General features: G+C 41.3%; 14 protein-coding genes. 7 read left to right on the top strand and 7 right to left on the bottom strand.

What is annotated here, in order from left to right:
• Positions 1-285: 285 nt before the first annotated feature.
• The gene (locus AC3CAU_RS06775) at positions 286-1,563 is read left to right on the top strand and encodes an OmpP1/FadL family transporter (protein WP_131215054.1); all 1,278 of its coding nucleotides are present in this window, start codon (positions 286-288) and stop codon (positions 1,561-1,563) included.
• Between the two features lie 329 nt (positions 1,564-1,892).
• Positions 1,893-3,047, top strand: coding sequence for an OmpP1/FadL family transporter (locus tag AC3CAU_RS06770; RefSeq protein ID WP_447054114.1), 1,155 nt, complete (start codon positions 1,893-1,895; stop codon positions 3,045-3,047).
• Between the two features lie 73 nt (positions 3,048-3,120).
• On the opposite strand, the gene thrH is transcribed toward AC3CAU_RS06770, so the two are convergent.
• Positions 3,121-3,738: a bifunctional phosphoserine phosphatase/homoserine phosphotransferase ThrH gene (thrH, locus tag AC3CAU_RS06765; RefSeq protein ID WP_131215058.1), complete on the bottom strand. Its 618-nt coding sequence runs from the start codon at positions 3,736-3,738 to the stop codon at positions 3,121-3,123.
• 199 nt (positions 3,739-3,937) lie between these two features.
• On the opposite strand from thrH, the gene AC3CAU_RS06760 reads away from it, so the two are divergent.
• Together AC3CAU_RS06760 and AC3CAU_RS06755 are read left to right on the top strand one after the other, a co-directional pair.
• Positions 3,938-4,672 carry a phosphoadenylyl-sulfate reductase gene (locus AC3CAU_RS06760; RefSeq protein ID WP_131215060.1) on the top strand — a complete coding sequence of 245 codons (735 nt, stop codon included), beginning with the start codon at positions 3,938-3,940 and terminating at the stop codon, positions 4,670-4,672.
• A 171-nt stretch (positions 4,673-4,843) separates the two neighbouring features.
• Entirely contained in the window at positions 4,844-6,226 is a 1,383-nt protein-coding gene (locus AC3CAU_RS06755; protein WP_131215062.1) for a WS/DGAT/MGAT family O-acyltransferase, read from the top strand.
• Positions 6,227-6,279: 53 nt separating this feature from the next.
• Here AC3CAU_RS06755 and AC3CAU_RS06750 read toward each other — a convergent pair whose 3' ends face one another.
• From AC3CAU_RS06750 to AC3CAU_RS06725, 6 genes are all read right to left on the bottom strand, one after another.
• Complete coding sequence (locus AC3CAU_RS06750; protein WP_350416978.1) at positions 6,280-6,450, bottom strand: PA1571 family protein; 171 nt, start codon at positions 6,448-6,450, stop codon at positions 6,280-6,282.
• 133 nt (positions 6,451-6,583) lie between these two features.
• Positions 6,584-8,038 (bottom strand): ribonuclease G, encoded by a 1,455-nt coding sequence (gene rng, locus AC3CAU_RS06745; protein WP_447054113.1) that lies wholly within the window; start codon positions 8,036-8,038, stop codon positions 6,584-6,586.
• A gap of 41 nt (positions 8,039-8,079) precedes the next feature.
• Positions 8,080-8,646, bottom strand: coding sequence for a Maf-like protein (locus AC3CAU_RS06740; RefSeq protein WP_447054112.1), 567 nt, complete (start codon positions 8,644-8,646; stop codon positions 8,080-8,082).
• Entirely contained in the window at positions 8,634-9,125 is a 492-nt protein-coding gene (mreD, locus tag AC3CAU_RS06735) for a rod shape-determining protein MreD (RefSeq protein ID WP_131215068.1), read from the bottom strand. Before mreD ends, AC3CAU_RS06740 begins: the two co-directional genes overlap by 13 nt.
• Entirely contained in the window at positions 9,112-9,969 is an 858-nt protein-coding gene (gene mreC / locus AC3CAU_RS06730; RefSeq protein ID WP_131215070.1) for a rod shape-determining protein MreC, read from the bottom strand. The genes mreD and mreC overlap by 14 nt, the downstream gene beginning before the upstream one ends.
• 16 nt (positions 9,970-9,985) lie before the next feature.
• Positions 9,986-11,035 (bottom strand): rod shape-determining protein, encoded by a 1,050-nt coding sequence (locus AC3CAU_RS06725; RefSeq protein ID WP_131215072.1) that lies wholly within the window; start codon positions 11,033-11,035, stop codon positions 9,986-9,988.
• 132 nt (positions 11,036-11,167) lie between these two features.
• Between AC3CAU_RS06725 and gatC the strand changes: the two genes are divergently transcribed.
• From gatC to gatB, 3 genes are read left to right on the top strand one after another with little or no spacing between them, the layout of a single operon-like run.
• On the top strand, positions 11,168-11,482 hold the full coding sequence (gene gatC / locus AC3CAU_RS06720) for an Asp-tRNA(Asn)/Glu-tRNA(Gln) amidotransferase subunit GatC (protein ID WP_131215074.1): 315 nt from the start codon (positions 11,168-11,170) through the stop codon (positions 11,480-11,482).
• Between the two features lie 52 nt (positions 11,483-11,534).
• Positions 11,535-13,013, top strand: coding sequence for an Asp-tRNA(Asn)/Glu-tRNA(Gln) amidotransferase subunit GatA (gatA, locus tag AC3CAU_RS06715; protein ID WP_447054111.1), 1,479 nt, complete (start codon positions 11,535-11,537; stop codon positions 13,011-13,013).
• Positions 13,013-14,506, top strand: coding sequence for an Asp-tRNA(Asn)/Glu-tRNA(Gln) amidotransferase subunit GatB (gatB, locus tag AC3CAU_RS06710; protein WP_131215078.1), 1,494 nt, complete (start codon positions 13,013-13,015; stop codon positions 14,504-14,506). The genes gatA and gatB overlap by 1 nt, the downstream gene beginning before the upstream one ends.
• The last annotated feature ends 39 nt before the right edge of the window (positions 14,507-14,545 follow it).

The raw sequence follows: 14,545 nt of genomic DNA, 5'->3' as shown, positions 1-14,545 counted from the left end.
TATTTTTTAATCAAATAAAAATTTACATCTAAATTAAATATATCAATATTTATCAATAATTTAAAATTAAAAAATAATGAGATTTAAATTAAAAACTCCAATAAATAGTATTTTTATTCCAATTAGTTTTTCTAGAGCATTTACTCTTTTTTTTATTGTGTTATTTTTGTCACATGGAGTAACAAATGATATCTGGTTGAAAGACCGATGTTACCAAAAATTAATACTGAGCATAAATAACACTAATCTGCAGTAAAAAATTTGTACCTCAAGGAAAGACATAAAATGAAATTAAAAACACTTAGTACAGCAATTATTCTTGCAACAGTACCAATGACAGGTGCATTCGCAGCAGCTTTAGACCGCTCAGGTCAGTCTATTGCAGCATTCTTACAACCAGGCAATTATTTCGAAGCAGGCATCTCAGTGCTTGATCCAAGTGTATCTGGAACCACTAATGCCAACTTAGGTAGTCAATCAACTGGTGACATGGCGGGCGATTATCACTTTCCAAGCGCAGCTTTAAAATTACAACTTACCGATCATTTCTCTTTTGGTTTACTTTATGACCAACCTTTCGGTGCAGATGCTGAATATACATCTTCAGCGGCTTTCACACATCCATTACAAGGCAATACTTCAGTTGAAGTTGACACACAAAATTTGTCTTTAATTTTAGGTTTTCAACCGACTGAAAACTGGAATATCTATGGTGGTGGTGTTTATCAAACTGTAAAAGGTAATGTTGCATTACGTGGTGCTGCTTATAGCGTATATGGTGGATATGCAGGGGCTACTCCTGTGCCAGCTACAGTAATATCAGGATATGATGCAAATATTAGTGAAGATTCAGCTGCAGGTTGGTTAGCAGGTTTGGCATATCAAATTCCAGAAATTGCACTTAAGGCATCATTAACATATCGTTCTGAAATCAAACATAAAATAGATGTGAATGAAACTATTACCAATACGCTTGCTCACCCAGTACTTGGACTCGTACCAGTTACAGCATTATTGCCTGGTGGTTACGTTGAAGGATCTACTGATATCACTACCCCTCAATCAGTGAACCTAGATCTTCAAAGCGGTATTATGGAAAACACTGTTGCTTTCGCCAATATTCGTTGGGTTAATTGGAAAGATTTCTCTATTCGCCCAAATAAATTTGGTCAATTAGCAAATGCTTTAACTACAGCAGGTTTGGTTCCGGGTCAAACTAATGGTTTTGATTTAGTGGCATATAGTGACGATCAAATTTCAGCAACTGTAGGTGTTGGGCGTAAGTTCGATGAAAAATGGGCTGGTAATGTTTCTGTAGGTTGGGATTCTGGCGCAGGTAACCCAGTTTCAACCCTTGGTCCTACTGAAGGTTACTGGAATGTTGGTTTAGGACTACAGTTCAGCCCAGCACCAAATTATTTTATCGCTGGTGGTGTTAAATACTTCTGGTTAGGTGATGCAAAAGCTCAATCAGGCGCTCAATTTGGTACTGATGGAACAGTTGCGAATTTCGAAGACAATGATGCGCTTGCATATGGCTTAAAAATTGGCTACCGCTTCTAAAATTATTTGATAAATCAATAAAAGACCATTGTTCACAATGGTCTTTTTTACATTACATCTCTTGTTTTTTTAATACTCCAATCTATATGTTTCAAATTTGATCAAAAGGAATTACTGGTATTATCCTAATTTTTTAAGTTTATTACTCTATTTTTTTACTTATAAATCATTAATATACAAAAGTATTGTTAGTACTTTTACTCTATTCAAGTTCATTTTTTGAATTAGTCAGTTCATTATCTAATCATAGCTGAGCATTTACTCTTTTTTTATTTATGTTACTTTTCCTTCAAATTTATTTACATAAAGCTACAACAAGGAAATGTTCCATGAAGTTTACAGCTCTAAGTTCAGCTATTTTACTTAGCTTAATCCCATCAACCTCAGTTTTTGCTGCTGGCCTAGACCGCTCAGGTCAATCCATTTCAGCTTTTTTACAACCTGGTAATTATGCGGAAGCTGGAATTTCTGTTCTTGATCCTAAAGTAAAATCAAACCAACTTAATGTTGGTGATATGGCAGAAGATTATTACTTCCCTTCTGCCGCAGTAAAGGTTCAAGCAACTGATAAAATTTCTGTAGGTCTTTTATATGACCAACCCTTTGGTGCTGATGCACAATATGAAAGTAAATTAGGTGCATTTGGTAATGGGATAGAGGGTACTGGTGTAGAAGTTAAAACACATAACATTACTGCACTGATCGGTTACCAACCGACTGAAAACTGGAACCTCTATGCCGGCCCTGTTTACCAAACTGTGGAAGCCGACATTAAATTACGTGGTGCAGCTTACTCCTTATTAAGTGGCTACAATATTAAAGTTGATCAAGAAGAAGCCTATGGTTGGCTCGCTGGTTTTGCTTATCAAATTCCTGAAATCGCTCTTAAAGCATCAGTAACCTATCGTTCTGAGATTAAACATGAAGCAAAATCTGTAGAATCTACAACTCTCGCATCAATTAATCCTGCTTTATCATTTCTTTCATACAAAGAAAGCACTGTAGATGCGACTACCCCACAATCTGTAAACATTGATTTACAAACAGGTATTGCTCAAAACACTTTAGCATTTGCAAATTTACGCTGGGTACACTGGGACCAATTTGCAGTTAAACCAGAATTATTAGCGCAAGCTTCAGCTTTAGCTAAAGGCAAAGCACAAAATTTAATTGACTACTCCGATGATCAATGGTCGGCAACCGTTGGCTTAGGTCATAAATTTACTAACAAATGGTCGGGTACAGCAGCAGTTGGATACGATTCTGGCGCTGGTAACCCTGTAACAACTTTAGGACCGACTGAAGGTTACTGGAGTGTTGGTCTGGGTGGTCAATACAGTCCTGCTGAAAACTACTTTATTCAAGCTGGTGTTAAGTATTTCTGGTTAGGTGATGCAACCGCACAAACTGGTGGTACTCCAGTAGGCGATTTTGAAGATAACCATGCAATTGGCTATGGTATGAAAATCGGTTACCGTTTCTAATTACGTTAAAATTAGCATTAAACAACAAAGGGCGCTTATAGCGCCCTTTCTTTATTCCAATCTCTATTAAATATTAAGCTGGAATGTCACGGACAGAAGCATTACGAATCGCTTGTTTTAATGCTTCATAACCATGAATTGGCGGGAATTGCGGAAATTCAGCAATCACATTTTCAGGTGCATCAAATAGGAAACCGTGGTCTGCTTCACCCAGCATCGTGGTATCGTTATACGAATCCCCCGCTGCGATCACACGGAAGTTCAAACCATGCAGTGCTTTGACCGCCTGACGTTTTTGATCCGGCTGGCGAAGTTTATAGGCAGAAATCATGCCCGTTTCATCGGTTTCTAGCTTATGACAGAAAATTGTTGGCCAGTCGAGTTGCTTCATAAGTGGATGAGCAAATTCATAGAAAGTATCTGAAAGAATAATGAGCTGGAAATGAGTACTGACCCATTTCACAAATTCTTTTGCACCTGGGAAAGGTCCCATATCTGCAATCACTTCCTGAATATCATTTAAGCCTAAACCGTGCTCTTTTAAAATATTCAGGCGCTGTGTCATCAACACATCGTAGTCTGGGATATCACGTGTAGTGGCTTCCAATGCTTTAATTCCAGTTTTTTTGGCGAAGTTAATCCAAATTTCTGGAACTAATACACCCTCAAGATCAAGACATACGATTTCCATGGGTTCTCCCAATGTCAGTGAAAAAATTTGCGTTATCATAGCTTAAAAATTGACGTTCCATATGCTGTTTTTTAAATCTGTTTTATTCATAAGTATTTATTTTTTAGTGCTAAGCAGGCTATTTCAATTCTATTAAAATTGTTGTGAATTAAATTAATATAGGTGTTTAAGTGTCCAAGCCTATACGCCAGGAACTGTCATGACTACAATCCCCACCATTGACCTTGTTGATGCACTTGCATCTGAATATACTGATAAATCTCCCAGCGAGATTCTGGAGCTTGCTTTAAGTCAAGAAGGTGAAATTGCCATTTCATTTTCAGGTGCTGAAGATGTGGTTTTGATTGATATGGCTTCTCATCTGGGCAAACCGTTCCGTGTCTTTAGTTTAGATACGGGTCGTCTACATGCAGAAACCTATCAATTTATAGAAACCGTGCGTAATCACTATAAAATTGATATCGAAATTTGTTTCCCAGAGACGGAAACTGTTCAGCAATTTACAACTGAAAAAGGTTTATTTAGTTTCTATCGTGATGGACACCAAGAATGTTGCGGTATTCGCAAAGTTAAACCGTTACGTAAAAAACTGGCAACCTTAGATGGCTGGATTACCGGTCAGCGTAAAGACCAAAGTCCAGGTACACGTAATGAAATTCCTGTGGTTCAGGCCGATGCAGGTTTTTCTGGACCCGGAAAGCAACTGATCAAATATAATCCCCTGGCTAACTGGTCAAGCGCTGATGTATGGAATTATATTCGCATGATGGAAATTCCTTATAATCCCTTACATGAACGTGGTTTCATTTCTATTGGTTGTGAACCGTGTACACGCGCTGTCCTCCCAAATCAACATGAACGTGAGGGTCGCTGGTGGTGGGAAGAAGCCACTCATAAAGAATGTGGCTTACATGCCGGAAATTTAAAAAAATAATCTTTTCAAAAAAAGCCACTGTTTTTAGTGGCTTTTTGTTCACTTTTCCTTACATAGAAAGCGGTTCTTTTATTTTTGAAAAAAGATATACTGAAAACACGGTTTTTATAATTCTAACAAGCCTGTTCAAACAAGAACAGCCAATGAAATTGCAGTGAGGCATTCCACGCTATGCGTCCATTACACCCTATTGATTTTATTTTTTTGTCACTAGAAAAACGTCAGCAACCGATGCATGTCGGTGGACTCTTTTTATTTCAAATTCCTGATAATGCACCTGACACATTTATTCAAGACCTCGTTGCCGATATCCGTAAGTCCAAGTGTCTTCCTGTTGCACCTTTTAATAATAAACTGAATGGCCTATTTTGGGATGAAGACCAAGAATTTGATTTAGACCACCATTTCCGTCACATTGCACTTCCTCACCCAGGTCGAATCCGTGAATTACTAACTTATATTTCACAAGAACATAGCGCTTTGCTTGATCGGGCTAAGCCGCTCTGGACCTGTAATATTATTGAAGGGATTGAAGGCAACCGCTTTGCCATGTATTTTAAAATTCACCATGCGATGGTAGATGGAATTGCAGGCATGCGCTTGGTTGAAAAATCATTGTCGCAAGATCCAGCGGCCAAAAGTATTGTGCCACTGTGGTGTGTTGAACCCCCTCGCGCTAAACGTTTTAAAGAACCCCAGAAGAAGAGTCGCATAAAAAAAATTATGGGTGCTTTAAAAGAACAATTAGAGTCGACCCCGAAAGTCATGTATGAATTATCTCAAACCATCTTTAAAGATATGGGACGTAATCCTGACTACGTTTCAAGTTTCCAGGCTCCAAGCAGTATTTTAAATCAGCGTGTGAGTTCATCACGCCGTTTCGCAGCACAATCTTTTGAACTGGATCGCTTAAGCAAGATTGCCAAAGCACTCGGTGTGACCATTAATGATGTGGTACTGGCTATTTGTTCGGGTGCATTACGTGAATATTTGCTCAGCCAACACGCTTTACCGAAAAAACCGCTAATTGCCATGGTTCCTGCTTCAATTCGTGATGATAACTCTGATGTATCTAACCGTATCACCATGATTCTAGCCAATCTGGGCACGAATAAAGAAACGCCATTAGAACGTCTGCAAATTATTCGGCGTAGTGTTTTAAATGCGAAACAGCGTTTCAAACGAATGAATTCAAACCAAATTTTAAACTATAGCGCATTGGTTTATGGTGCAGCGGGCTTAAATATTGTGTCAGGCATGATGCCAAAACGCCAAGCATTCAATATTGTGATTTCCAATGTTCCAGGACCACGTGAACCGTTATATTGGAATGGCGCCAAATTAGATGCACTCTACCCCGCTTCGATTGTTCTAGATGGTCAAGCTCTCAATATTACGATGACCAGTTATTTGGATAAATTGGAAGTAGGCTTAACAGGCTGTCGAAATGCATTACCTAAAATGCAAAATCTCCTGACTCACTTGGAAGATGAAATTCAGCGATTTGAAGAGATCGTGGGTCAAGAAAACTCAAAGTTACGCGCGGTAAGTTAACCGCAATTTCTAAAAAATAAATATGAATAAATTAAGGGGCTTTTATGAGCCCCTTAATTTTTAATACTACGGCATTGATTTAATAATTGATGACAGACCGAACGAATCATGGCGGCAGTAATTTGAACCTCTTTACCCTGCTCATCAACAATATAACCATTTTGTATTGCTTTATTATCTAACGCTTTCAGACTTTTTTTAATAACGACTTGGCTCATACTCATGTCTTACCTCTTTTTGCTAAGCCAAAAAGGGAGAGTTTGGCTTTGGCTATTGGTGTATGACTAGTATTAGAAATTCTACTTCGAAAGTAAAATTTCAGATGTAACAAGTATTTAACGACATTCTGTTACAATTTCAGCTCAGAATGATATCGTATTGCTCTTGCGTATATAAATTTTCCACCTGGAACTTGATCATACGCCCGATAAAGTGCTCTAAGTCGGCCACTGCGGGTGCTTCGGCTGTTAATAATCGGTCAATCACCAAAGGATGTGCTACCACGGTAAATTCACTTTTTGATTCAAAAGCGCGTGCATATCTTAAAATTTCGCGAAAAATTTCATAACACACCGTCTCTGCAGTTTTCACATAGCCACGTCCCTGACAGGTTGAACATGATTCACATAACAAGTGTTCTAAAGATTCACGGGTACGCTTACGTGTCATTTCAACCAGGCCCAACTCTGAAACCTGGGTGATTTTGGTTTTTGCATGATCGCGTTGCAGCATTCGTTCAAACTGGTTCATCACTTCTTCACGGTGCTGTGCTTCTTGCATATCGATGAAGTCAATAATGACAATGCCACCCAAATTACGTAATCGCAGCTGACGGGCAATGACTTGCGTTGCTTCCATATTGGTTTTAAATACGGTGTCTTCTAAAGTTCGACCGCCCACATAGGAACCGGTATTGATATCAATCGTAGTCATCGCCTCTGTTTGGTCTATCATTAAATAGCCACCAGACTTGAGTGCGACACGTGTTTGCAGGGCTTTTTGAATATCTTCTTCTACATTGTACAAGTCAAAAATAGGACGTTCACCCGGATAGTGAGTCAGTCTATCTCGCATAGTCGGCACAAATTCTTCGACAAACTCTTGTAACTTGGCATAAATTTCACGTGAATCTACTGAAATCTTTGCAGTATCTTCATTGGCTAAATCACGAATCACCCGTTGCGGAAGTGGCAGTTCTTCAAAAATTAGTGACGGCGCAGCGATACTAGTTTGTTTGCGCTGAATAAACTCCCAGAGCTTGGCTAAATAAGCCATATCTTGGGCAATTTCTGCTTCAGGAATACCTTCCGCAGCAGTACGTACAATCACACTGCCGGGTAGCTTGTGTTCAGTTTGAATACCTTCAATCATCGAACGTAAGCGATCACGCTCCTGTTCGGATTCAATCCGTTGTGAAACGCCCGTATGATGACCATAGGGCATAAGAACCAGATAACGCGAAGGAATAGAAAGGTCTGTCGATAGACGCGCACCTTTAGTTCCGAGCATGTCTTTCATCACTTGAACAGTGAGGATTTGGCCCGGTTGAAGCAGTTCAAAAACATTAGGCGTGGGTTGATTACGCGGCCAGACCATATCGTTAATATGCAAAAATGCGGTACGTGATAACCCAATATCTACAAATGCAGCTTGCATGCCCGGCAAAACCCGAACCACTTTTCCTTTATAAATATTTCCAACTAAACCACGTTTAACCGTGCGCTCTACAAATAGTTCATTGACCGTACCATTTTGGATTAAGGCCACCCGACATTCCATAGGTGTGACGTTAATCAACAACTCGTCAGACATAATAAGACTCAAAACATTATAAAAATTCTTTTTTTCAGCCGTTAATTTAGTGCCTTAACTGACTGTAATAACTGTACTGTCTCATATAAAGGTAAACCTACAACGTTGCTATAACTTCCTTCTATACGAGGAATATAACGTGCTGCAATCCCCTGAATAGCATAAGCACCCGCTTTACCTACAGGTTCGCCTGTCGCCCAATAACTTTCCATATCATCGAGACTTAATTGTTGAAACTCAACCTGCGTTCGTACCACTATACTTGATTTTTCTGTCCTTGTGCGTACGCAAACCCCTGAAAATACATCATGTTTACGACCTGAAATACGTTGCCACATTTCAAAAGCATGGTGTTTAGATTGCGGTTTACCTAAAATCTGATGATCTACACCTAAACTGGTATCTGCTGCGATAACAATAGCATCGGGGAATTGCTCCAAGACTGCTTGAGCTTTCGCACATGCCAGACGTTCCACATAGGCTGCAATGCCCTCACCTGTTAAGACCGACTCATCAATCTCGGGACTAAAAACTTCAAACTCGAGTCCAAGTTGTTGTAGCAACTCACGACGGCGCGGAGAACTTGAAGCGAGAATTAAACGCGCCATTTTCTTAAGACAAAATAAATAATAGGGAAAACTAAAACACTGCTCACTAGGGGCTGCCAATGTCTTGCAATCGAAAATTGCAAACCGCCCATAATTTGAACCATCCAGATCATAACCAAATGCGCCAACACAGCCAAGAAACTAATGACCCATAGATTGGCAAAAGTCAAAATTCGTCGTTCCCGGGTTAAAAATCTGGCGATAAAAGTAATGATGACAAATGTTAAAGCGTTCATTCCCAAGGGTGCATCTACCAGAAGATCGGTAAAAATACCTGTCGCAAAGGCAAACCAGATTCCACACCAGGTGGGCTGACACATAGTCCAAAAGAGCACCACCAATAGCATGAATAATGGACGTGCCCCTGAAATAGCATAGGACAATGGATAAACGATCAGGACTGAACAGATAATGACTGAAACAATAATGGCAATAAGCGGATCACGATGGTTTTCAGAGCGTAATTTAGCGATTGGCATAAGGCTGCTCCATCGCTAAAGAATCAGAAAAAAGCACCACCACATGATGTCCACCTGCCAATAGAGCGGCTGGAATGACTTCAATTTTGGCAAATTCACCCGTATTATGTCGATTCACTTTAGACACTGTTCCGACTAAATAACCCGCAGGGAAATGTGCACCTAAACCTGAACTATACACTTTCTCACCGACTTTAATATTGGCACTGGTTGGGACATATTCCATTTTCAAATGACCTAAATCACCCGTACCTGTCACAATGGCACGCATTCCGGTATGTTCTAAACGGACAGATAGAGAATGTTCTTTATCCGACAGCAGCATGATGCGGCTACTATGCGGATAGACATTGATAATTTGCCCCATAATGCCTTTGTCATCCAAAACCGTCTGACCGACTTTGAGCTGACTGCTTGCACCACGGTTAATCACAATAATATGTCTGAGGGGATCTGCATCGGTACCAATCACTTCTGCAATTTCCATCCGTCCATCAATAATGAGTGGCGTATCGAGTAAACCTCTTAGACGGGTATTTTCAGCAGAAAGTTCAGATAGTTTTTGCAGACGCACTTGCGCCTGTAGCAGCTCGGCTTGCATCGCGGTATTTTCACGACGTAACTGGGCTTCAGACTTGGTTTGTTGATTTAGCCATTCTCGCGATAACACTGGATAACTTGCCAAGGCATAAATCGGATTATATGCCGCATACAAGACATCACGTGCGGGTTGAATCACATGCGGTATGCGCCAGTTAAAAAATAGCACAACCAAACATGTGATGACCGCAATGATAAATGAGCGAAAAGATGGCGGTTGTCTAGAAAACAGATTTGTTTGCACCCGCCTGGTCCTTAACTTAGCCTACAAATAGCATGTCATGATTCGGGTTATCAAAGAATTCTAAGACTTTACCACCACCACGCGTCACGCAAGTTAAAGGATCTTCTGCGACCACTACAGGTAAACCTGTTTCTTGTGCAAGCAGTTTATCGAGGTTACGCAATAATGCACCACCACCGGTTAAAACAATGCCACGTTCTGCAATGTCAGAGGACAATTCAGGTGGGGTTTGTTCAAGTGCAGATTTCACCGCAGACACAATATTTTGTAATGGGTCAGAAATGGCTTGCATGATTTCATCAGAAGTTACAGTAATTGCACGTGGCACGCCTTCTGCCAGGTTACGACCACGAACTTCAATTTCGAGAGGTTTAGCACCGTCTTCATCCGGTAATGCCATGCCCACTTCTTTTTTAATGACTTCAGCCGTAGTTTCACCAATCACACAACCATGCGCTTTGCGTACATAGTTAATGATCTGTTCATCAAATACATCACCGCCAATACGTAGCGAGTCTGCATAGACACAGCCTTGCAGTGAAATAATGGCAATTTCAGTAGTACCGCCACCAACATCGACCACCATTGAACCACATGCCTGCTCAACTGGCATACCCGCACCAATTGCAGCAGCCATTGGCTCTTCAATTAAGCGAACATCGCGCGCGCCGGCATTGAATACTGCTTCACGGATGGCACGACGTTCTACCAGTGTCGATTTGCAAGGAACACAAACCACAACACGCGGTGCAGGTGGAAATAGACGTCTTTCATGCACTTTACCAATAAACTGGTTCAGCATGGTTTCAGTTACTTCAAAATCGGCAATCACACCATCTTTCATTGGGCGGATTGCAGTAATATTCGCAGGCGTACGACCCAGCATTTGCTTTGCATCAAGACCTACCGCGGCAACGATTTTCTGTGAACCACTGTGACGAATTGCCACAACCGTCGGTTCATTTAATATAATGCCTCGTCCTGGTGCATAAATAAGTGTATTTGCTGTACCTAAATCAATGGCTAGATCGGGCGAAAACAAGCCAATTAGTCTTTTTAGAATCACGGAGACGTTCTCGATTAAACTTTATGTGGACGCAAGGTGGCAACTTTAACTAAATGTGATGATTTGAACAAGTCAATCGCTTATTATAACGCACGATATTTTGAATTTTTTTAATACTGATCAGGTGATGTTATGTCTACAACGGATGCACAGCATTCTGCAGATTTAAATGCACAAACAGTTTCAGCAATCGCCAATCTTGCACGATTGTCGCTAGATGATACGCAATCTGCTGAATATGCTCAAAGTCTAAATAAAATTTTAGGCATGATGGAAACCTTAAAAGGCATTGACACCGATGGTGTTGAGCCACTTAAAAGCCCATTTGACCATCCCCAACCCTTACGTGAAGACGTGGTTTCTGAACAGAATCATCGCGATGAATATCAAGCGGTTGCACCTGCCGTGCAAGATGGCTTGTACCTTGTTCCACGCGTGATTGAATAATCTTTATTCAGTTAAATCATTTTATTAAATCAAACGTAAAGAATTATTTCTCATGACAGATTTACATCGCTTATCGATTCGTGAAATCACTGAGGGTTTAGCTCAAGCCAAATTCTCTTCTCGCGAACTCACTGAACATTATTTAAAACGCATTGAAAAAATTGATGCACAAGTCAAATCTTATGTCACTGTAACGCCCGAGCAAGCATTGGTACAAGCAGATGCGGCCGATGCGCTGCGTCAAGCAGGCAACGCAAATGTACTTACAGGTGTACCAATTGCGCATAAAGACATTTTCTGTACCCAAGGCATTAAAACTACTGCCGGTTCTAAAATGCTAGATAACTTTATCTCTCCTTACGACGCCACCGTTGTAGCGAAAGGTAAAGCTGCGGGTCTGGTCACTTTAGGTAAAGTGAACATGGACGAATTCGCCATGGGTTCGACTTCTGAAAATTCTTACTATGGCGCGACTAAAAACCCGTGGAACCTAGGCCATGTGCCAGGGGGTTCATCAGGCGGCTCTGCATCAGCTGTGGCAGCGGACTTAGCACCCTTTGCAACGGGTACTGACACCGGTGGTTCAATCCGTCAACCTGCGTCATTCTGCGGGCTTACCGGGCTTAAACCGACTTATGGCCGTGTCTCACGTTTCGGTATGATTGCCTATGCATCATCTTTAGACCAAGGCGGCCCGATGGCACGTTCGGCTGAAGATTGTGCCTACCTGATGAACGTGATGGCGGGTCATGATGCTAAAGATTCAACTTCGATGGATCAAGATGTTGATGATTACGTTGCAAACCTGAATGGCACTTCAGTAAAAGGTTTACGCATTGGTATTCCAAAACAGTACTTTAATGTTGCTGGTTTGGATGCTGACGTTAAAGCACGTGTTGAAGAATCATTGAAAAAACTGGAAGACATGGGCGCGACTTTGGTTGAGATTGATCTCAACATGACTGATGCTTATGTTCCGACCTATTACCTCATCGCCCCTGCTGAAGCATCGTCCAACTTACAGCGTTTTGATGGTGTGCGTTATGGTTATCGCTGTGAAAATCCGGTTGATTTAACAGATTTGTACAAGCGTTCACGTTCAGAAGGCTTTGGCCCTGAAGTACAACGTCGTATCTTGATTGGTACTTATGCACTATCTGCCGGTTATTACGATGCATATTATGTCAAAGCTCAAAAAGTACGTCGTTTAATCCAGCAAGATTTCCTAAAAGCCTTTGAATCTGTAGATGTGATTGCTGCACCTTCTGCACCAACGACTGCCTATAAAATTGGTGCGAATCTGACACCAGTTGAAATGTACCTCGGTGACATCTACACCATCGCAGTAAACTTGGCAGGTTTGCCAGCCATCAATGCACCTGTAGGTTTTGACAAAGACAACTTACCGGTTGGCTTGCAGTTGATTGGTAACTACTGGTCAGAATCTCAATTGCTGTCTGTGGTACACCAGTATCAACAAGCAACCGATTGGCATACCAAACGCGCTGCAATTGCTGAGGAGAACGCATAATGGCTCAAGCTCAAAACAATTCTACAAAAGCGACTAAACCAAAATCATTGTTGATTGATGGCTGGGAAGTCGTGATTGGTATCGAGATTCATACTCAGCTTGCGACCAACTCAAAAATCTTCTCAGGCTCTTCGACTGTATTTGGTAATGATCCCAACACACAAGCCAGCCTGGTTGATTTGGCTATGCCGGGCGTATTGCCAGTCCTCAACAAAGAAGTGGTTGATCTTGCGATTCGCTTTGGTTTGGGGATTGATGCTTATATTGACAAAGCATCTGTATTTGCACGTAAAAACTATTTCTACCCGGATTCTCCAAAAGGCTATCAAATCAGCCAAATGGACAACCCGATTGTGGGCTTGGGGCATATCGACATCCAACTTGAAGATGGTACGGTTAAACGCATTGGCGTAACCCGTGCGCACCTTGAGGAAGATGCAGGTAAATCGATCCATGACCAGTTTGAAGGTATGTCAGGTATCGACTTAAACCGTGCAGGTACTCCCCTTCTTGAAATCGTATCTGAACCGGATATGCGTTCGGTTGAAGAAGCGGTTGCTTATATTAAATCAATTCACACGCTGGTGCGTTGGTTGGGTATTTCTGACGGTAACATGGCAGAAGGTTCGTTCCGTTGTGATTGTAACGTGTCGTTACGTCGTCCGGGTCAACCGTTCGGTACACGTTGTGAATTGAAAAACCTCAACTCATTTCGTTTTATTGAACAAGCGATCAATGTTGAAATTGAACGTCAAATGGAAATTTTGGAATGGGATGGCACCATCGACCAGGAAACGCGTTTGTTCGATCCTGTGAAAATGGAAACGCGTTCAATGCGTTCTAAAGAAGAAGCGAACGATTACCGCTACTTCCCAGACCCAGACTTATTGCCTGTGATTATTGCAGACGAGCAAATTGAAGCGGCGCGTGCTGCGTTGCCTGAATTACCTAAAGCGCGTCGTGAGCGTTTTGTCGCTGACTTTGGTGTAACTGAGTACGATGCGCACGTTTTAACGCTTACTCGTGAAATGTCTGAATTTTTTGAGGCAGTAGTAAAAGCTGCGGGCGGTGCTGCACAAGGTAAAGTGTCTGCAAACTGGGTGATGGGTGAATTCTCGGCTGCCTTAAACAAAGCAGGTTTAGATCTGGCGGATTCTCCTGTAACGGCTGAGAAACTTGGTGGCATGATTGCACGTATTGTCGACAACACCATTAACGGTAAGATCGCGAAGCAAGTGTTTGGCTTTATGTGGGAAGAAGGCAAAACTGCGGACGAGATTATTGCTGAGAAAGGCTTGAAACAGGAAACTGATACAGGCGCAGTTGAAGCAATTATTAAAGAAGTACTTGCTGCCAATGAGAAGATGGTTGAAGAGTATAAGTCTGGTAAAGAAAAAGCCTTTAACGGTCTTGTCGGTCAAGTGATGAAAGCAGCAAAAGGTAAAGCCAACCCTGCTCAAGTGAATGAATTAATGAAGAAATTGATTGGTTAATATTGATTAATTTTGGAATAAAAAACCCGCTTTAGAGCG

The sequence above is a fragment of the Acinetobacter sp. GG23 genome (assembly GCF_057766365.1).
The sequence above is the reverse complement of the archived record's forward strand: the minus strand, read 5'-3'. Positions and strand labels throughout refer to the sequence as shown.

Coding starts and splice junctions, on each gene's coding strand:
- AC3CAU_RS06750 (WP_350416978.1), bottom strand. CDS start 6,450: ATGAGTATGAGCCAAGTCGTTATTAAAAAAAGTCTGAAAGCGTTAGAT.
- mreD (WP_131215068.1), bottom strand. CDS start 9,125: ATGCCAATCGCTAAATTACGCTCTGAAAACCATCGTGATCCGCTTATT.
- AC3CAU_RS06755 (WP_131215062.1), top strand. CDS start 4,844: ATGCGTCCATTACACCCTATTGATTTTATTTTTTTGTCACTAGAAAAA.
- AC3CAU_RS06740 (WP_447054112.1), bottom strand. CDS start 8,646: ATGGCGCGTTTAATTCTCGCTTCAAGTTCTCCGCGCCGTCGTGAGTTG.
- rng (WP_447054113.1), bottom strand. CDS start 8,038: ATGTCTGACGAGTTGTTGATTAACGTCACACCTATGGAATGTCGGGTG.
- gatC (WP_131215074.1), top strand. CDS start 11,168: ATGTCTACAACGGATGCACAGCATTCTGCAGATTTAAATGCACAAACA.
- gatA (WP_447054111.1), top strand. CDS start 11,535: ATGACAGATTTACATCGCTTATCGATTCGTGAAATCACTGAGGGTTTA.
- AC3CAU_RS06770 (WP_447054114.1), top strand. CDS start 1,893: ATGAAGTTTACAGCTCTAAGTTCAGCTATTTTACTTAGCTTAATCCCA.
- AC3CAU_RS06760 (WP_131215060.1), top strand. CDS start 3,938: ATGACTACAATCCCCACCATTGACCTTGTTGATGCACTTGCATCTGAA.
- gatB (WP_131215078.1), top strand. CDS start 13,013: ATGGCTCAAGCTCAAAACAATTCTACAAAAGCGACTAAACCAAAATCA.
- thrH (WP_131215058.1), bottom strand. CDS start 3,738: ATGGAAATCGTATGTCTTGATCTTGAGGGTGTATTAGTTCCAGAAATT.
- AC3CAU_RS06775 (WP_131215054.1), top strand. CDS start 286: ATGAAATTAAAAACACTTAGTACAGCAATTATTCTTGCAACAGTACCA.